We start from the raw sequence: 18,668 nt of genomic DNA on the forward strand, positions 1-18,668 counted from the left end.
GTATGGCAGCGTCGGTATCAACGTGCCGTTCGTGCCCGAGTTATGCGACGGCGTGCAGGAGCTCAGGCACGCCTTCCGCCGTCTGGTACGGGGTGAAGGCGGGGGCCAGATCGCGGACGAGTTGAACGCACCGTGGTGCTCCGATTCGTTCGGCCAGGTGGAACGCTTCGAGGGCGTCGGCAGCTGCTGCTTCGGGTTCGCGACGGCTGAGGTGGCCTTGCGCCCGGTAGGCGAGGAAGATGCCACGGGTCTTGTCGCGACTGGCCGGCAGGAGGGCTTGGCCTTCGGCGATGAGCCGGTGCGCCTGGGCGGTGTCGCCGAGGTCGAGCAGACAGCGGCCCGAGTCGACCGCGAGGTCGGCTTGCGACATCCACGAGCACCAGGCGGGGATGTCGCCGTTGTCTCCGGCGTCGAGCAGTCGTTCGGCCGCGTTCAGCGAGTGCTGGGTGGCGCGGCGTTCGCCGAGCGCGGCTTGGGCGCGTGCCAGCCGCAGGTGCAGCAGGGAACTGGCTGCGGGGTGGGTAGTGCGGCGGAGGGCCTTGGTGAGGATGCCGGCGGCGGTGGTGGGATCGTCCCGCCAAGAAGCCTGGTAGGCGAGGTCGCTGAGAAGGGCCGCGCCCATGTCCCGGTCGTCCCCGGCGTGAGCGTTGTGCAGCCCAGCGATCCAGTACCTGCTTGCGGCGCCGTGCTGGCCATGGTCGAAGCGGATCCAGGCGACCGTCTGGGAGAGGCTGGCGGCGAGCTTGTGCAGGCGCACTCCCACGGGGCGGGAGTAGCGCTGCTCGTCGATCAGGTCGGTGACGCGAGCGAGGTGTGCGTCGTAGAGGGGCGCGATGTGCTGGCGTTGCTCGGTGGCCAGCGCGTTGAGGCGGGCGCTCGTCTCCTCCAGCAGGGCCACGACATCCTCGCCCACCTCGGCTCCGGGCCGTGGGGGCCCGACGGCGAGAGCCGTGGGTTCGGTTCCGGCCCAGCTTCCGGCCAGGACGATCAGTGCGGATCCGGGGATGGCGCTGAGGAGGGTTCGACGGTCCATGGTGTGCAGGGCCTCTCGCAGAGCGGGCACGGAGTTGGCGTGGCCGAGCGGTACGACACCCCTGTCGACACGAGGAAGCCAGGCCGGCCAGGCGGCAGGGTCGACGTCACCGGCCGGGATGCCCAGGACCTCCGCGATGTAGGTCTGGGAGACGGCGTCGGGCCGTACTCCATTGACCTCCCACTTACGCACCCGGGCTTTGTCGACGCCAGAGCGAAGCCCGCGACGACGGGCAGCGCCGTGCACGGCCTCGGCGAACTCAACGCGGGTGAATCCCAGCGCGATTCGCAGCGCGGCCAGCGGGTGGGGTGTGCGCTCGTCCTCGTCCACGACGAAATCCAATCAGGCAGGCACGGCCTGAGCGTACTGCCGCAGGCGGCAAGACTCCCGCGGGACTCCCGCCAAACCCTGGGGCGGTACGCACAGTTGGCCGACACTCGATCACCCCAGCGAACTTTCAAGCGCTGCGGCGCATCACCCCGGTTCCGTCTGCGCGGTGCCCCTGTGCGCACCCGGCTGCGTCCCTCGACGCCGAGCAGGTGCCTTGCGAAAGGACTTCCTCAGTGATCAAGCAACCCTTGACGGTGGACGAAGTCGTCGGCGTGGCCGACCGTTACGCCGCTCTCGGTTTCCAGACCCGTGGAGATCTCGGGCAGCACTTCCTGCGGACCCCGGACGCGGCTCACGCGCTGCTGGAGCGAGCGGGCATTCCGGCGGGAGCGCACGTGCTTGAGGTCGGAGCGGGGCTGGGCACGCTCTCGTCCGCGATCGCGACCGCCGGACACCGCATCTGGGCGGTGGAGAAGGACGAGCGTCTGCGAGACCACCTGACGGAGCGGCTTGCCCCGTTCGGGGCTCGGGCTCGTGTCACCTTTGACGACGTACGCCGCGTCGACCTGGACGACGGACTGGATCTCGGCAGCGCGCTGGTGTCCATCATGCCGTTCGACCCCGAGCTGTCCGCCGACCTGATCCGGCATGTGTTCACCTGCCCCCGCGTGGAGTACGGGCTCGTGGTCGTACCCAGTGCCAGCGCCCAACTACTTGCCAACTGCCCAGACTTGGTCGTCGAAGAAGTCGACGGCATCGCCCGGTCCTCCTTCTGGCCGCCTGCGCCCACGGTGCTGCGGGTCCTCGCGATCAGCCGCCGGTCGACATGCAGGAGCTGATCGCCACGGGGTGCTTCCACTCCTCGCTGCCCGACGGCCACCGCGCCCTGTCGGCGCTGCGCACCGCGCGGAAGGCCGGGGCCCTCACCATCGACGCCGGAGACTTCTTCTCCGGCAGCGCCTTCCACACCTACTCCGCCGGCCGCGTGGAGGAGAGGCTCCTGGCCGAGCTGTACGACGCGGTCGTCCCCGGCAACCACGACCTGCCCGACCTGATGCGACTGCGTCATCCCGAGACGTTCCCTCCGGTCGTCTGCGCCAACGTCTCTCCGCCGAGCACCTTCGCCGGCCGGTGGACGGCCGGGCTGGTGCTGCACGGGGCGTCACTTCGGGTCGGGATCGTCGGATATCTGGGCGAGCAGGCGTACGAGGCGATTCCTTCGGCCGAGCGCGCAGGGTTCACCTATCGGGCCCCGACGGCCACGCTGATCGGCGCCGAGGCCGATGCCCTGCGGTCGGCGGGGGCTGATGTGGTGGTGGGGGTGAGCCACAGCGGTTTCCTCGCCGATGTCGCCGACCAGGAGTCCCGGTGGCCCCTCACCACGGTGATCGCCTCGCACTGCCACTCGCCATGGACGCACTGGACGGAGCAGAACCGGCACGTGGTCAAGCCGGCTGCGCAGGGCGCCGGCCTGCTCCGCCTCAGCCTGGGCGTCGACGATCTGGTCAGCGTGCGCCACGACAGCCCCACCACGAGTAGCCCGGCGCAGGCGCTGCCCGGTATCGGCGCCGAACTCGCAGCTTTCGCGGCGTGGGGGGCGCATCCCGTGGGCCGGCTCGCGGCCCCCCTGCCCGAGCGGGAGGACATCGCCCGCCTCCTGGCGGCCCGCGCGCTGCTTGGGACGGGCGTCGACGCCTTCGTCCTCAACACCTACACGCTGCGCGGGGGACTGCCGTGCGAGGTGACCCGGGCGGCGTTGTGGGCCTGTGCGCCCTTCGACAGCGACCTGGTGGTGCTTGACGGCACCCACCGGCCGCGTGCCCTTGCCGCGCGGGCTCGGGAACTGGGCGAGGACCTCACCGTCGCTCCCGCCCCGGCAAGCGAGGAGCCGGGACGCGTCGCCACCACCGCCTACCTCGCCGAGCGCCTCGGACTGCCCGCCCGGCCTCCTGCCCAGCCGTGCACGCTGCACGGCGCCCTCGCCGCCTGCCTGGAGACGTCATGACCGACCTGCTGAATCTGAACGCCCGCGAGCTGACCTGCGGCCCGATCGCACCGGATGCCTTCGCGTACGCCTTCGACGGTCCCGGCGCGGGTCGCGCGCTCGTCACCTTCGAATCCCAGGAGCACGACCACAATCTGGACCTCGCGCTGAGCCTGCTGTCCACCCTGGGCACGGTCCTGGCCCTCTACCCCGACCGGGGCTGCTGGGACGAACTGTCGGTCCGCGACGACGTCGACCCCGGACGCACCCACGGCGTGGGTGAGAACCGCTTGCATGTCGACCTCGTCGACCGCGACCGCACACCGCGCCTGATCGCCCTGTACTGCGTGCGCGCGGACCCGGCCGGCGGCGGCGCCTCCGCCCTGTCCGACCTTCACGCCGCTGCGGGGGACCTCGACCAGGCCCACCGTGACCTGCTGCGGCGGCCGGTCTTCTCCTACTTCACCGACCACGGGGTGAACGGCGTCGGCAAGGGCCTGGCCCGCTTCCCCGTCCTGCCCGAGCACCTCGACGGCAGTGAGCCGATCCGGTTCACCTCCAAGATGCTCCCCCACCTTCAGCGCGGCGAACTGGTGGACAGCGACACCCCCGAGCAGGTCGCGGCCGCGTTCGGTCGTCTCGTGGCCGCCGCCGAGGCCCGGCGGACCAGCGTACGACTGCAGCCCGGTCAGCTCCTCATCTTCGACCAGTGGCGCTACGCCCACGGCCGCATGCCGCTGGGCCCGGCCCAGAGCGAACTGCCGCCCGGCCAGCGCCGACTGCTGAAGCAGGCCTACGGCCACCGCCCCCAGCCGACCGGAGGAGCACGATGATCCTCACCGGACCCGCGATCCGCGACGCCGTCACCAGCGGGACGATCACCATCGACCCGTTCGAGCCGCGCCTGCTCAACCCCAACAGCTACAACTACTGCCTGGGAGCCCAGCTCGAAGAGCTCACCAGCCGGCCGGCCGACCCCACCGTGCCCGCCCGCACGCGCACCATCCACCTGACCGCCGACGGCTTCGTGCTCCAGCCGGGCACCGTCTACCTGGGCACCACCGTCGAGACGATCGGCAGCGCGGCCTTCGTCACCAGCCTGATCGGCCGCTCCTCCCTCGGCCGGCTCGGCTGCTTCCTGCAGATCTCCGCCGACCTCGGCCAGCTCGGTGCCGTGCACCGCTGGACGCTGGAGATCACCGTCGTCCAGCCCCTGCGGATCTACCCGGGCATGCGCGTGGGCCAGGTCTCCTTCTGGCAGCCGTCCGGGAGCCGTTCCCCCTACCACGGGCACTACGGCACCCTCAGCGTTCCCGCCGCCTGGTCCCCCCGCGCGGCCGCCGGCCACGGCGCCACATCCGCCCCTCTCCTCCAGGAGGTGACCGCATGATCCTCACCGGCCCCGAGATCACGTCCCGCGTCAAGGACGGCCACATCCGCATCGAACCCTTCGACGCGAGCCACGCCCAGCCCAACTCCTACGACTTCCACCTCGGCGAGACCATCGGCTCCTACACCAGCCACGTCCTGGACTGCGCCCGAGAGAACCCCTTCGAGGAGCAGCCCATCCCCGCGGACGGGTTCGAGCTCCAGCCGCACCGCATCTACCTGGCCGCCACCCGGGAGCGGATCGGCAGCGACCTCTTCGTGCCCATCATCCGGGCCCGTTCCTCCATCGCCCGCCTGGGCCTGTTCGTCCACGTCACCGCCGACCTGATCGACCTCGGCTCCTTCGGCCAGCTCACCCTGCAACTGCACGCCGTCCAGCCGGTGCGCATCTACCCGGGCATGCTGATCGGACAGGTCACCTTCTGGGAGCCGACCGGCGAGCGCGTGCTGTACGACGGCAAGTACCAGGGCAGCCGCGGCCCGCAGCCCTCCAAGGCCCACCTCGACTTCGAGGCCCGGTGAACACCACCGCCGCCCTCGGCGGCGCGCCGAACGGTCCTGGGCCCGCCGGGCGGGGGGAGCGGGTGGTGGCGCTGGTCGCCCACCCCGACGACGCCGAACTGCTGTGCTACGGAACGCTGCGCCGGGCTGTGACGGCCGGGGCCACCGTGACGGTGGTCGTGGTCACCCACGGCGCGAACGGCGTCTCCCTGGCCGACGCCGCCGACGGCCGCCGGCTCGGCACGGACGAACGGTCCGAGGAGGTCCGCGCGGCCTGGCACTCCACCGGCATCCAGCTCACCTTCCTCGGCCTGCCCGACGGCGCCCTGGTCGCCGACCGGCACCTGATCTCCACCGTGGAGGCCGAACTGACGCGCCTGGGCTGCACGCTGCTCATCACCCACAGCCTGAACGCCGACACCGACCACCAGGACCACCGCGCCCTGGCCAGCGCCGCCGCGAACGCCGCCACCCGCGTGGCCACCTGCCACACCGTGCTGCACGGCGAACCCCATGCCCCCCGCTCCGCCTTCACCCCCACCGTCCTCGTCGACATCACCGAGCACCTCGACGCCAAGGTCACCGCCCTGGCCGCACACCGCACCCAGGCCGGGCGCTGGTACCTCGGCAAGGACTACACCCACCACCGCGCCGCCCAGGCCGGATGGCACCTGCGCCCCGCGGCCGCTGCCGCGGGACGCGCCTACGAGTCCTTCGAGACCTCCGTGCTCACCCTCTTCCCCCAGGAGGAACGGCCGTGACCGTGACCTACATCGAGCAGCCGCCCTTCGCGCCCTGGCTCGGGTTCTGCGAAGCCCTCTTCGCCTGCGACACCGTCGCCCTCTACGACGACGTCCCCTACACCGACGGCGGCTACCAGAACCGCAACCGAATCAAGACCGCCGACGGCGTGCGCTGGCTGACCGTCCCGGTCACCCGCGCCCCCGGTCAGCTGATCCGCGACACCCCCATCGCCTCCGGCTTCGACGCCGACAGCATGCTGCGCACGATCCGCCTGGCCTACGCCCGCACCCCGCACGTCGACGAGGCGCTGCACGTACTGCGGCCCGTCCTCGGCGCCGGGCACACCTGGCTGACCGACCTGAACCTTGACCTGCTCACCCAGATCCGGGCCGCCCTCGGCGCGCCCGCGCGCCTGCAACTCGCCTCCGAGCTGCACATCGACGACGAAGACCGCACCCGGCGTCTGGCCGCCATCTGCGCGGCCACCGGCGCCGAGATCCTGTGGGCGGGCTCCGGCACCCGCACCTACCTCGACACCACTGCCCTGGCCGAGCACGGCGTCAGCGTGCGGTGGAACGAGTACGCCGACCGCCACCCGGCCTACGTCCAGGCCTGGGGCCGGCAGGGCTTCGCGTCCAACCTGTCCGTCATCGACACCGTCTGCGCGCTGGGCTGGGCCGGCACCGCGGCGCTCCTGCGCACCGGCCTTGCCGCCTACCTCCAGCAGCACGCCCCGAAGGAGGCGACCGCATGACGCGCCCGCTGATCCTCACCGGCATCGACCTGCCCCTAGAGCCCTCGTGCGGCTCGACCATCTGGTGCAGCGACGTTTACACCCGCCTGACCGGCCACGGCTACCGCACGGTGTTCGCACACCTGCCCGGCAGCGGAACCTGGCAGCACGGCTTCACCGACACCGCCGAACTGGCCGCGCAGAAAGCACCGTACGGGCCCGGCTTCGACGCATACGCCGACGCGCTCACCGACGAAGTCCGCAGCCTCGTCAGCGAAAGACGGCCGGACCTGATCCACGCCCAGCACCTCGGGTTCGGCCTCGCGCTCGCCTTCGCGCGAGCGGCCGGCAGCACGCCGATGGTGTCCGTCGCGCACGGCACCGACGTCATCACCGCCACCGAGCACGTGCAGGCGCGAGCCGTCCTGAACGAGATCGTCGACGCGAGCGTGCGCGTCATCGTCCCGAACGCGGCCATGGCCGACGAGGTGGACCGGCTCACCGACGGCCACCACACCGACCGCCTGGTGATCGTGCCCTGGGGCATCCCGCTGCCCGCGGCACCGACCGCGCACCCGCGCCCGGGAAAGCACCTGCGCCTGGTGCACGCGGGCCGACTGGACGCCAACAAGGACACGATCACCGCCATCGAGGCACTGGCGCGGACCACAGGACACCAGCTCACCGTGATCGGCAGCGGCAGTGAACTCGAGACCCTCACCCGGCGCACCGCCGAGCTCGACCTCGCCAACCGTGTGACGTTCGAGCCGTTCCTGCCCCGCCAGGACCTGTTCAAACGGTTCGCCGACTTCCACGCGATGCTGTTCACCACCCGCAAGCTGGAGGCCTACGGGCTCGTCGCCGTCGAAGCCCAGGCGCACGGCCTGCCAGTCCTCTACAGCAATGTCCCCGGGCTGGGGGTCACGCTCGGAACCGGCGGCCTGAGCTTCCCACCGGGCGACGCCGGCGCCCTCGCCTCGCTCATCGACAACCTGGCCGCCAGCCCGGCCACCCGGCAGCTCCTGCACCAGGCGGCCCTCGCCAACGCCCGCGGCTACGACGTCGCCCACACCGCGGCCCACTTCGCCGCGCTGTCCCGTACCGCGATGGAAGGCGCCCGATGAACGACATCCCGCTGTACGCCAGCCGCCTGTGGCCGCCGGTCAGGCCCCGCACCGGCGACGCTTCCGCCTCCACCCTCGACCTGCTGCACACCCTCGGCTTCATCGCCCGCACCGACGCGACCGGCGTACACAGCCTGCTGCCGCTCGGCGTGCGGGTGCACGACCGGCTCAACGCCATCGCCCGGCGCGCCTTCGAGGAGCGCGGCGCGCTGACCTTCGCCCCGCCCACGCTGCAGAGCCGCACCCTGTGGGAGCAGACCGGGCGCTGGGACGTCTACCGCCGCGAACGGGCGCTGCTGACCGTGGCCTCCTCCAGCGGTGAGGAGATGTGCCTGGCCCCCACCTCCGAGGAGATCGCGGCCGCCACCGTCCGCGAGCACCTGCGCTCCCACCGGGACCTGCCTGTCCGCCTGTCGCTGAGCACCGCCAAGTTCCGCGACGAGCTCTCCCCGCGCGGCGGGCTGATGCGCGGCCGCGAGTTCACCATGGCCGACGCCTACACCTTCGACACCGGCCCCGACACCATGCGCGAGTCCGTCGACTTCCTCAACCAGGCTTGTACGGCGGCCCTCACCGGAATGGGCCTGACCGGTACCTTCACCGCGCCCGCCGACGGCGGCAGCATCTCCGCCGGCCCCAGCACCGAACACCTTGTCCTCGCCGACAGCGGGCAGGGCACGATCGTCGCCTGCGCCCACTGCGGCAACCGCGGCGACGGTGCCGTCGTCGCCGCCGGGCCCCCGCCGCCCGGCCTGGACCCGGTCGTCAACGTCATCGCCTTCACCCTCACCCTGCCCGACGGCGCCACCCAGACCGCGACCGTCGCCATCCGCTCCGACCTCCACGTCAGCCCTCGCAAGGTCGCCGCCGCCACGGGCGCCGCCCGCGTCGACCTCATCGACCCCGACCTCCTTCCCGACCTGCTCAGCAAGAAGGCCGGCACCCTCACCCCCTGGGACGCCGCCGGCGCCACCGACGTCGTGCCCCTGTACGACGTCTCCGCCGCCGAACTGGACACCTTCTCCATCTCCGACGGAGACACCGGGCTCCGGACCGGTGTCCGCTGGAGCGGCACCCGCGCTCTGCCCGCCCTGCACCCCAGTGGCGTCGACCTGCACCACGCGACCGAACACAGCGGCTGCGGTACCTGCCGCCAGGGCCGCTACAGCCTCCTGCGCGCCATCGAGGTCGCCCACGTTTTCGAGCTGGGCACGCAGTACGCCGCCCCGATGAACCTCCGCTACAGCGATCCCGCCGGCCGCCCCGCCACCCCGTGGATGGCCTGCTCGGGCATCGGCATCACCCGATGCCTACAGACCGCCGCCGACCTCAACCGCGACCGGCACGGCCTGCGATGGGCACCGGGCACCGGCCCCGCCGACGTCCACCTCGTGGTGCTACGCGCCGATCAGCCCGACATGCGCGACCGCGCGGACCGTCTCACCCGCAGCCTCACCGATCGCCGCGTGAGCGTACTCGTCGACGACCGGCCCCTGCCCGCCGGCGACAAGCTCCGCTACGCCCGCCTCCTCGGCCTGCCCCATGCGGCCGTCCTCTCCCCCGACCACCCTGACACCGAGATCGAAGTCATCGCACGCTCCACCGGCCGCACCACCCGTACCGATCTCAGCCACATCGCCGCCCAAAATCCTTTCACGCCCACATAGATCCATCGCGGTAAACCGCCGAGAACACAGGACGACACCGACCCCGGTGACGTCTCGAATTGTCATTTCAAAAATCGGGAAACGGGCTTGCAGTTCAATCGGTCTGTGCGGCGGCGGAATGTTTTCGCTCGGCCGTACGGACCCGTTGACCGCAGGCGACAGGCGGTCTAGCGTCCTTCCCATCGCAACTCGAAACGGGTCGTAGCTCAATCGGTGGAGCACGGCAAAAGCGTTGCCGAGGAGCTGGTTCGAATCCAGCCGACCCGACCAATTAGCCATATTCAAGGCGACAGAAGAACGCTCCCGTGGTGAAACACGGTGCGGTCATTTCAGAAAAGGGTCCGATGAAAATCGCCATCACGGGCGGCGCCAGTGCCGGTCACGTTGTTCCGGCCCTCGCTGTCGCCGGCCAGCTCCGCGACCGCGGCGCCGAGCTGGTCTTCCTCGGACGCGAGAACACGATCGAGCACGACTACGCCCAGCGCGCCGGCATCCCCTTCCGTCACGTCCCGTCGGCCGGGCTGCGCCGCCACCGCTCCGCCAGCAACCTGCTGATGCCGTTCACCGTCGCCCGGGGCATCGTCGCCGCCTTCACGGCGCTGCGGCGCGAACGGCCCGACGCCCTGTTCTCCAAGGGCTCGTACGTCTCCGTGCCTGTCGGCATCGGCGCCGCCCTCGCCCGCGTCCCCGTCGTCATCCACGAGAGCGATCACTCCCTCGGGCTGGCGAACAGGATCCTGGGACGCCTGGCCACCACCATCTGCATGAGCGTCCCCGCCTCCGGCCCGATGCCGCGCTGGATGCGCGGCAAGACCCAGGTGACCGGGCTTCCGCTGCGCGCGGACCTCGCCGACGCCAAGCCCGAAGCGCTGCGCGACCGTCTCGGCGTTCCCGCCGACAAGCGGGTACTGCTGATCTTCTGCGGCAGCAGCGGATCGCAGCGCATCAACAGCGCCATCCGCACCCAACTCGCCGCCCTGTCCGAGCGGTACAGCGTGCTGCACGTCGTCGGCAAGGGCAACCTCGACCCCCAGTTTGCCGACCGGCCCGGATACTGGCAGCTGGAGTACCTGCACAACGACATGCCCCACGCGCTGGCCCTGGCGGACCTCGTCATCGGCCGGGCGGGGGCCACCACCCTGGCCGAACTCGACGCCCTGGAACTGCCCGCCGTCCTGGTTCCGCTGCCCGCCTCCGTCAGCCGCGGTGACCAGCTCGACAACGCGCGCGCCTACGCCGCTCAGCACCCGGAGCGCTGCCGCGTCGTCGCCGACGAGTATCTGACCGACACCGGCGTGCTCGTCCAGGCCTGCGCTGCCCTGTCCGCCGTCCCCCGCGGCGGACAGGGCGCCCGTCCGCGGCCGGAAGCCGCAGCCGAGCGCGTCGCTGATCTCGTACTGCAAGCGGCGGATCAGCACCGGTAACGCAGGGTCAGTCGTGGTTGCCGTACATGTCGCGGATCTCCGCCTCGCTTTCCCCCCGGTAGGTGACGTGCCAATGCATGTGCTTCGACTCCTGGTACAGGCCCAGGTTCGTCGTCACCGAGCACGCCCCGTGCTCCTTCTCCACTCCGGCGGCCACCTCCCGCACCACGGCCACCACCTCGTTCAGCAGACCTTCCTCAGCGTTGCCGAGGTCAGTGAGCGAGGGGACGTGCTCCTTGGGGATCACCACGATGTGGACCGGGTACGAGGGGTTGGTGTGATGAAAGGCCAGGACCCGTTCGGTCTCCTTCACCCTCTCGATGGGTACCGCGCCGGCCAGCGCCTGATGGCAGTAGAAGTCGGAGACGGTCGCGGTACCGGTCACAAGCGCACACCTTCGTTGGGCAGGAATGTCGGAAGGGCGCCTGCCCGACGTGGTCGTCGGGCAGGCGCCGACGACAGCGTAGCGACCGGCCACCCCGCAGCCGAAATTGCCCAACTCCCATCATCCGAAAGGGTGTTCGTACATGTCGGCCGCTCGCCTCCGGAGCTCGCCCGCAGGCGAGAACGGATCCAGCTCGGCCCCGGCGGCGTCGGCGAGATCCGCGCAGACGGCGAAGGCCTCGCCGCCGGGGCTGTGGATCTCACGGCAGACCTGTTCCAGAGCCTCGGCCCGGCGGGCGCGGAGCGCCACGGTCGCCCCCAGTCGCGCCAGCCGGCGTGCCGTTGCCCGCCCGATGCCGCTTGACGCGCCGGTGACCAGCGCCGTGGTGCCCGTCAGTTCAGCCCGTATCGGCAGCCTCTTTCCGTTGTCTTCCGCTGTTCGCCAGGCGACTGACCGTATGGGCGCCGCCCGGTCGGCGCGCTGCGGCGCGTGCATCGCCACAGCCGGGATCTGGCGGCGCCGCACCCCGGGCAGGTGCACGAACTTATCGACCAAGAGCGGTGTCAGGGATTGGAGTTGGGCGTCCAGTAAACCCTGACATCGACTCTGTCCAACGTTGTTGCTGGCCAGGGGAAGGGACCACGAGGCTGTGAGCGTGAATGTCAGCGATGTGCGAGGGAGTGGTGACATGCGGAAACCGCAAGTCCGGGTAACGGTGAACTCCCGCTGCAAGCGGAGCTGCTACTACTGCCGGCCGTCGGGGGAGGCCGTGGCCACCGAGTCCGGCACCGACCTGGCGCCCGAACGGCTGATCGCCGTCGCGAAGGCCGTCCGGGCTCAGGGGGTGGAGAGCATCAAGCTGACCGGCGGGGACCCGGCGCTGTACGGGCCGCTCGTCGAGGTCGTGCGCCGGCTGCGCCAGGATGCCGACATGAGCGAGGTCGAGGTGATCTCGCGGCACCCGAGGATCGGCGAGCTCGCGCCTGCGCTCGCTGAGGCCGGGGTGACCCTGTTCAACGTCTCCCTGGACACCCTGGACGCGGGACTGCATCACGAGATCTGCGGCGTGAACGACCACGCCGAGGTGCTGGCCGCGATCGAGGCGTGCGTGGCCACCGGCGTACCCGTGAAAGTCAACGTCGTGGTCATGGACGGGATCAACGCCGCGGAGATCGACCCGCTGATCGCGTGGTGCGAAGAGGCCGGGGTCGAGAGCGTCAAGCTCCTCGACATCATCAAGGACCTCGGCGAGGGCAGCGAGAGCTTCGCCCGGCGCCTGGAGATCAAGCGCAGCCGGAACCTTCCCGACCTCTACGTCTCCATGGAGGAGCTCGCGGGCGACCTCCGCGTGCGGGCCATCGACGAGGAGACGGTGCAGCAGGGCGGCCTCGGCCACCCCATGACGGTGTTCACCATGCCCTCGGGCACCAAGGTGGTCCTCAAGGACTCCACCGCTGGCGCCTGGTACGGATCGGTGTGCCGCGGCTGTCCGCTCTTCCCGTGCCACGACGCGCTGATGGCGCTGCGCCTGACCGCCGATGCCCGGCTGCAGTTCTGCCTCCTGCGCGAGGACGTTCTCGTCGACCTCGTCCCGCTGCTGGAGAAGGACGACCAGGAGGCGCTGGCCGCCCAGGTGGAAGCTGCGTTCGAGATGTACGCCGACGCCTACTTCCGGCCCGGCGACGCCACTCCGCAGGACCTGCTGGAGGCGCACCGGTGAGCGGCGTGTTCATGGGCCTGCCCTCCGGGCTGACGACCGTCCCGTCGCCCCCGGCCTCCGAAGCGCGGGAGGGTCTGCCGACGGTCATCCTGGTCTATCCGAAGATCGACCACGAGAAGGACTACGTCTACTTCTGGATGCCGTTCTCGCTGTTGACCATCGCCAAGCCACTCATGGAGAGCGGCCTGGTGAACGTGGTCCTGTTCGACGGCAACCAGAAGGACGCCGCGGCGTGGGAGCGGCTGCTGGACGAGCACCTCGGGCGGACGGTGTGCATCGGGGTCAGCATCATGACCGGCGGCGGGCAGATCGGGCACGGCCTGGAGATGGTGCGGGCCGCGAAGAAGCGCCCCTTCTGCCCGCCGGTCGTTTTCGGCGGGCCGCACGTCAACGTGCAGCCCGAGCAGACCGCCGCGCACCCGCTCGTCGACGCTGTCCTTCAGGGCCCTGGGCAGAACTCGATGCTCGAGTACGTGAAGTCGCTCCTCGGCCGCGTGCCGCGCCGGCTGGTCCCGGGCCTGCGGATCGACAACGGCGAGTGCGTGATGTGCGGGAGGGTGAACCCGCCGCGGACCGGGAACCTGGGCGCCTACCCCTGGACACTCCTGGACGTCGCGAAGTACATCCGTGATGACCCCACGGTGGCCACCCGCACACTGAACTACGTGTCCAGCCAGGGCTGCGTCTACAAGTGCCAGTTCTGCTTCGAACTCACCTACCAGCGTAAGTACTCGGCGATGGCCGCCCAGGACCTCCTGGACGACGTGGTCGCGCTCAAGGCCGCGTACGGCATCAACGGGGTGAAGTTCTACGACGCGGACTGGTTCGTGAACCTGCGCCGGTCCATCGGCTTCTGCGACGGGCTGCTCGATCGCGGCGTGGACATCCGGTGGGCGGCCAGCATCAACCCCAACGACATCCTCAAAGCCCGCCGCGCCAAGCTGCCTCTGTTGGAGCGGATCGCGGAGAGCGGCTGCTCGCGGCTGCTGATGGGCGTGGAGTCGGGCAACGACCGCGTGCTGGCCGACGTGGTCCGCAAGGAGATCACCCGCGCGAGCATTCTCGAAGTCGCGGCGGACATCGCCGCTCACGGCATCCTCGGCTCCTACACGTTCATCGTCGGGTTCCCCGGCGAGAGCGACGCGGAGATGGAGGACACCTACTCCCTGATCGAGGAGCTGCGGCAGCTCGACCCGCAGCCCGAGACGCGGGTGCACCTGTTCGCCCCGTACCCGGGCACCCCGCTGTGGGAGCAAGCCCTGGAAGCCGGCTTCGTCCCGCCCGCCTCGCTGGAGGAGTGGTCGGGCTTCGACTACTACACCTCCCTGACTCCCTGGACGACCGACGCCACCGCGGCCCGAGCCCGAGAGGCGACCCAGATGCGGCTGGCCCCCGCCCGCTGACACCCCTTACCGTCACGCTGTGCACCGGAATCATCACCCCTCGGGCGATCCGGTGCACGGCGGCCGGCCCCAGCCAGAGGAGACCTCGCTTGAGTACCGCACGTGTTCTGCCCGCCCCGCTCACCAAGGGCGACCGCATCGGCATCGTCACCGTGTCCGCGCCCGAACCGGCCCAGAGCCCCGACCAGTTCGAACGCGGGCTTATCGCTCTGCGCGGCCGCGGGTTCGAGCCGGTCACCGCCGCCCACGCGCTGGACACCCACGGCTACCGGGCCGGCAGCGAGACCACTCTCCTGGACGACTTCCACTCCTTCATCGCCGACCCCGACATCGCGGCCGTGGTGTGCGCCGGGGGTGGCAAGACCGCCAACCGGCTCCTGCGCGGCCTGGACTACGCGCTGATCGGCGCCCACCCGAAGCCGATCGTAGGGGTGAGCGACCCGACGGTGCTGCTGAACGCGATCACCGCCCGGACCGGCATGCCGACCTTCCACGGGCCCGCTGTCCTGTGGGACTTCGGCTCCGACGACGCCCCCGCAGCGACCGGCGATCACTTCGCGGCCGTGCTCGCCGGCGAGGCGCACGCCGCCCGGATCGACGCCCCGCTGGGGTGGGCCCGCACCGGATCCGCGCAAGGGCCTCTGATCGCCGGATGCCTGTCCTCCCTGCGCTGCCTGCTCGGCACCGTGTGGGAACCCCAGTGGCAGGGTGCGGTCCTCGCCTGGGAGGACGCGTTCAAACCGATCGAGCATCTGGACCAGACCCTGACCCACTTCCGGGACTGCGGCGTCCTGGACCAGATCTCCGGCATGGTCGTCGGCGAACTCCTCGGCTGTGAGCCCTCCGGCGGGACGGGCGCCCAGCAGATGGTTATGGACCTGTGCGCCGAGTACGACTTCCCCATCGCCATCGGCCTGCCGTTCGGACACACCCCCCTCAAGCACACCCTGCCCATCGGCGCCGAGGTCCTGCTCGACTCCACCGCCGAGCACCCCCTCACCTTCACCTCACCCTGGACCACCCCGTCCGAAGGAGGAGACCGGTGACCATCGCCCCCGCCGACCGGCGCCTGTACGGCACTCTCCTCAAGCAGCACCCCGCCGAGCGGACCCTGCTGCTGGCCAAGGCCGACATGGTGCGCGCCATGCGCGGCTGGCTGCACGAGACCGGCTACACGGAGGTCGCCACCCCCGTGCTGTGCCAGGACCGCGAGAGCGCCCCGATCCCGCAGTTCGCCACGCGCCACCCGCTGACCGGGCAGTCCTTCCACCTCCGGCACTCCGCCGAGGAACACCTGCGACGCGTCGTCGTCAGCATCGACCGCGTCTTCGACCTGTCCAAGGCGATCCGCGCCGAGCAGGCCGACGACAGCCACGCGATCGAGTTCACCATGCTGCAGACCGCCGCCCGCGACATCGACCTCCAGACCGGAATCAGCCTGGTCACCAGCCTTGTACAGCACACGGTGCAGACCACGTTCGCCACTCTGGCCACCCCCGCGGTCGACTTCACCACCATCCGCACGCGGACCGTCGACGACGCGATCGCCGAAGCGCTCGGCGTCACCGAGGCTCCGACCGGTGCGGAACTGGTCGCCGCCGCCCGAGGCTGGCTCAAGGACCGCGGCCTGGAGGCGGACGGCACCGACTGGGCGGTGATGGAGGACTTCGTCAAGCACGCCGTGGAGAAGCCCGTCACCCAGCCCACCGTGCTGTACGGATTCCCCTGGGAGCTGCGGCACAACTCCCGCATCAACGAAGCGAGTGGCCGCGCAGAGCGGTTCTCCCTGATAGCGGCCGGCACCGAGATCTGCGACGGCGGCGTAAAACTGCGCACCGCCGACGACTACCGGCCGATGGTCGAGGCGAACATCACCCTGCGCACACAGCTCCACGGCATCCCCGCGGACCAGGGGCCGGTTGACTTCTTCACCGACATCGACTGCGACCCCGCCGACGTGTTCACGTTCGGCCTGGGCGTCGAACGGCTGCTGGCGCTGTGCACCGGCCGGACCGTGTTCGAAGCCCTGACCTTCCCCTACCACTGACCGAGAGGACCCGTTCCGCGTGACCAGCATGCGCGCCGTCGTCATCACGGAAAGCCTCACCGACGGTGAACTCCCCTCCGCGTTCTCCGGCATGGAGGACCGCCGCTACCCGCACCTGCTCGACGAGCGCACCCCCATCGAGATCATCGAGCTGACCGTGCCGGCCGAGCGGACGGCAGCCCTGGCGCTGGCTCTGTCGGCCGCACTGAAGTCCCGGCTGTACTACGCCCACCTCATCGACGAGACACGGATGCTCGTGGCCTTCCCGCGCACCGTCGTCGACATCCCCCGCGACAACGAGGACGCCATCGCCCACGCCCGGACCGTCGGCGCCCTGTTCGACATCCCCGTCGACCAGATGCGCTTCGCCGAGATGTGGGACACCGACCACCCCGACGCCCCCGCCCAGCCGGAGGCCGACGCCCGGTGACCGCACCCCCGTCCGCTGTCGCCCCGCTGGCCGTCGTGACCGGCGCCAGCGGGGCCCTCGGCGCCGCGATCCGCAACCGCCTGATCACAGCGGGCTGGCAGGTCGTGGCCACCTACCGCACCCGCCCGCCCCAGGACGAGGACTCCTCCTGGGTACGGTTCGACGCCTCCGACGACGCCGCGACCGCCGCCTTACGGCATGCTGTCGACTCCTGCCCCGGCCGGCTGCGCGCGGTGTTCGCCTGCATCGGTGCCCCCTCGACCAAGCGGACCGTCGCGGACAGCGACGTCAGCGAGTACGAGTCGGTCCACCAGGCCAACGTCGTCAGCTTCGTCCGCACCTGGCACGCCCTCGCCGACCGGGCCCGGCACGATGGCGCCCGCGTTCTGGCGGTCGGCTCCGACGCAGGACAGGCGGCCCGTCCCGGCAACGGCCCGTACACCGCGGCGAAGGCTGCCCTCGCCTCCCTCGTCATCACCTTGGCCAAGGAGGAGCTGCACCACGGCGTCCGGGTCAATCTCCTCGCACCGTCGCTCATCGACTCGCCCCTCGCCCAGCAGATCATGGCCCTCAAAGGCGTCACCGACCCCGGCGCCTACTACGAGCAACTGCCTTGGGGGCGCCCCCTGTCCCTGGACGAGGTCGCCGCCACCTGCATCGACCTGGCTACCGCTGAGCATTGGTCGTACGCCACCGGCCAGGTCTATCCGCTGGGGGCGGCACTCTGATGGTCGACGCCGTCCGCGCCCGGCAGCTGGGCATCGTGCACATGCTCCGCAGCCGCACCAACGTGCCCGCCAGCGAGCTGGCCGACCGCTTCGGCGTCACCGAACGCACCATCTACCGCGACATCACCACCCTCACCGCTCACGGCATCCCCATCCAGGCCCAGCCCGGGAAGGTCGGCGGATACCGGCTCTCCCCCGACACCGCCCTCGACCCGCTGACCATCGACTCCGACCACGCCCTGCGGCTGTACGTCCTGGGATTCCTCGACCCCGACGCCGCCGCCACCGAAGACCGCGCCCGCGCGGTCGGCATCAGCGACACCGTCCAAGAGGTCATCCGGCGCCTGGCCCGGCGCATCCACTTCGACACCGCCGACTGGTACTGGCGCGATGAAGGCTCCGGGCACCTTCCGATCCTGCGCACCGCCATGCTCGCCGCGACCGCCGTCGAAGCCACCTGGCGCACGAAGACCGGCAGCCAGGAGACCGCTCTCCTCAAGCCCTACGGCGTGGTGTGGAAGGCAGGCGAGTGGCACATGGTCGCCGCCCGCGCCACCGGCGGCCCCGCCCGGTACCGCCTCAACCTGGTCGACCGGCTGGTGCCCACCGACCTGACCTTCGCCTACCCCGAGTCCTTCTCCGTCCGCGACTGGTGGGCCCAGGCCATGGAGGACTACGGCAAGGGCGAGGTACGCGTCGCCCTGAACGTCACGGCCGCGGCACGCGACGAGATGCTGCGCCTGAGCCTGAAGTCCACCTCCCAGGTCCACGAACACGACGACGGGTCCCTGACGATCGTGCTGTTCGTGGACCGGTGGGAGTGGCTGATTCCCCTGGTCAGCAGCTACGGCCCGGACGTCATCGTCACCGAACCGGAAGAGCTGCGCACGGCGATAGCCGGCCAGCTGCGCCGCACCCTGGCCGTCTACGACACCGCCGCGGCCCCGGGCCCGGCACCGCCGGACGGACTGCCCGACGACGACTCCCGCCTGAGATCCACCCACGGCCGCCACCCAGGAGCATGAC

General features: G+C 70.8%; 20 protein-coding genes and 1 tRNA gene. 18 read left to right on the forward strand and 3 right to left on the reverse strand.

Features of this window, described 5'->3' with window-relative positions; genetic code table 11:
• Positions 1-40 precede the first annotated feature (40 nt).
• Complete coding sequence (locus OG764_RS38525) at positions 41-1,363, reverse strand: XRE family transcriptional regulator (protein WP_328973464.1); 1,323 nt, start codon at positions 1,361-1,363, stop codon at positions 41-43.
• Positions 1,364-1,596: 233 nt separating this feature from the next.
• Here OG764_RS38525 and OG764_RS38530 point away from each other — a divergent pair, with 233 nt between their 5' ends.
• From OG764_RS38530 to OG764_RS38580, 11 genes are all read left to right on the forward strand, one after another.
• A complete protein-coding gene (locus OG764_RS38530) occupies positions 1,597-2,202 on the forward strand; it encodes an rRNA adenine N-6-methyltransferase family protein (protein ID WP_328973465.1) in 606 nt (201 codons plus the stop codon).
• Positions 2,190-3,368, forward strand: coding sequence for a phosphodiesterase (locus OG764_RS38535; RefSeq protein WP_328973466.1), 1,179 nt, complete (start codon positions 2,190-2,192; stop codon positions 3,366-3,368). The genes OG764_RS38530 and OG764_RS38535 overlap by 13 nt, the downstream gene beginning before the upstream one ends.
• The gene (locus tag OG764_RS38540) at positions 3,365-4,180 is read left to right on the forward strand and encodes a TauD/TfdA family dioxygenase (protein WP_328973467.1); all 816 of its coding nucleotides are present in this window, start codon (positions 3,365-3,367) and stop codon (positions 4,178-4,180) included. The genes OG764_RS38535 and OG764_RS38540 overlap by 4 nt, the downstream gene beginning before the upstream one ends.
• Entirely contained in the window at positions 4,177-4,737 is a 561-nt protein-coding gene (locus OG764_RS38545) for a dCTP deaminase (protein WP_328973468.1), read from the forward strand. Before OG764_RS38540 ends, OG764_RS38545 begins: the two co-directional genes overlap by 4 nt.
• Complete coding sequence (gene dcd / locus OG764_RS38550; protein WP_328973469.1) at positions 4,734-5,258, forward strand: dCTP deaminase; 525 nt, start codon at positions 4,734-4,736, stop codon at positions 5,256-5,258. The genes OG764_RS38545 and dcd overlap by 4 nt, the downstream gene beginning before the upstream one ends.
• A complete protein-coding gene (locus OG764_RS38555; RefSeq protein WP_328973470.1) occupies positions 5,255-5,998 on the forward strand; it encodes a PIG-L deacetylase family protein in 744 nt (247 codons plus the stop codon). Before dcd ends, OG764_RS38555 begins: the two co-directional genes overlap by 4 nt.
• Positions 5,995-6,735 (forward strand): WbqC family protein, encoded by a 741-nt coding sequence (locus OG764_RS38560; RefSeq protein ID WP_328973471.1) that lies wholly within the window; start codon positions 5,995-5,997, stop codon positions 6,733-6,735. The genes OG764_RS38555 and OG764_RS38560 overlap by 4 nt, the downstream gene beginning before the upstream one ends.
• Complete coding sequence (locus tag OG764_RS38565) at positions 6,732-7,838, forward strand: glycosyltransferase family 4 protein (RefSeq protein WP_328973472.1); 1,107 nt, start codon at positions 6,732-6,734, stop codon at positions 7,836-7,838. Before OG764_RS38560 ends, OG764_RS38565 begins: the two co-directional genes overlap by 4 nt.
• On the forward strand, positions 7,835-9,505 hold the full coding sequence (locus OG764_RS38570) for an aminoacyl--tRNA ligase-related protein (protein ID WP_328973473.1): 1,671 nt from the start codon (positions 7,835-7,837) through the stop codon (positions 9,503-9,505). Before OG764_RS38565 ends, OG764_RS38570 begins: the two co-directional genes overlap by 4 nt.
• A gap of 195 nt (positions 9,506-9,700) precedes the next feature.
• Positions 9,701-9,775, forward strand: a tRNA-Ala gene (locus tag OG764_RS38575).
• Positions 9,776-9,849: 74 nt separating this feature from the next.
• Positions 9,850-10,929, forward strand: coding sequence for a UDP-N-acetylglucosamine--N-acetylmuramyl-(pentapeptide) pyrophosphoryl-undecaprenol N-acetylglucosamine transferase (locus OG764_RS38580; protein ID WP_328973474.1), 1,080 nt, complete (start codon positions 9,850-9,852; stop codon positions 10,927-10,929).
• 7 nt (positions 10,930-10,936) lie between these two features.
• Here the strand turns inward: OG764_RS38580 and OG764_RS38585 are convergent, their stop codons facing one another.
• Positions 10,937-11,314, reverse strand: a complete 378-nt coding sequence (locus OG764_RS38585; RefSeq protein ID WP_328973475.1) for an HIT domain-containing protein — start codon at positions 11,312-11,314, stop codon at positions 10,937-10,939.
• Positions 11,315-11,434: 120 nt separating this feature from the next.
• Positions 11,435-11,854, reverse strand: coding sequence for an SDR family NAD(P)-dependent oxidoreductase (locus OG764_RS38590; protein ID WP_328973476.1), 420 nt, complete (start codon positions 11,852-11,854; stop codon positions 11,435-11,437).
• 148 nt (positions 11,855-12,002) lie between these two features.
• Between OG764_RS38590 and OG764_RS38595 the strand changes: the two genes are divergently transcribed.
• The 7 genes from OG764_RS38595 (at position 12,003) to OG764_RS38625 (ending at position 18,667) form a co-directional block, all read left to right on the forward strand.
• Complete coding sequence (locus tag OG764_RS38595) at positions 12,003-13,034, forward strand: radical SAM protein (RefSeq protein WP_328973477.1); 1,032 nt, start codon at positions 12,003-12,005, stop codon at positions 13,032-13,034.
• Positions 13,031-14,437 (forward strand): B12-binding domain-containing radical SAM protein, encoded by a 1,407-nt coding sequence (locus tag OG764_RS38600; RefSeq protein WP_328973478.1) that lies wholly within the window; start codon positions 13,031-13,033, stop codon positions 14,435-14,437. The genes OG764_RS38595 and OG764_RS38600 overlap by 4 nt, the downstream gene beginning before the upstream one ends.
• 89 nt (positions 14,438-14,526) lie before the next feature.
• Complete coding sequence (locus OG764_RS38605) at positions 14,527-15,483, forward strand: S66 peptidase family protein (protein ID WP_328973479.1); 957 nt, start codon at positions 14,527-14,529, stop codon at positions 15,481-15,483.
• Entirely contained in the window at positions 15,480-16,484 is a 1,005-nt protein-coding gene (locus OG764_RS38610; RefSeq protein WP_328973480.1) for an amino acid--tRNA ligase-related protein, read from the forward strand. Before OG764_RS38605 ends, OG764_RS38610 begins: the two co-directional genes overlap by 4 nt.
• Positions 16,485-16,503: 19 nt before the next feature.
• On the forward strand, positions 16,504-16,914 hold the full coding sequence (locus OG764_RS38615; RefSeq protein WP_328973481.1) for a hypothetical protein: 411 nt from the start codon (positions 16,504-16,506) through the stop codon (positions 16,912-16,914).
• On the forward strand, positions 16,911-17,642 hold the full coding sequence (locus OG764_RS38620; RefSeq protein ID WP_328973482.1) for an SDR family oxidoreductase: 732 nt from the start codon (positions 16,911-16,913) through the stop codon (positions 17,640-17,642). The genes OG764_RS38615 and OG764_RS38620 overlap by 4 nt, the downstream gene beginning before the upstream one ends.
• A complete protein-coding gene (locus tag OG764_RS38625; protein WP_328973483.1) occupies positions 17,642-18,667 on the forward strand; it encodes a helix-turn-helix transcriptional regulator in 1,026 nt (341 codons plus the stop codon). Before OG764_RS38620 ends, OG764_RS38625 begins: the two co-directional genes overlap by 1 nt.
• Position 18,668 lies beyond the last annotated feature (1 nt).

The sequence above is a fragment of the Streptomyces sp. NBC_00239 genome (genome assembly GCF_036194065.1).
Lineage (GTDB): Bacteria > Actinomycetota > Actinomycetes > Streptomycetales > Streptomycetaceae > Streptomyces.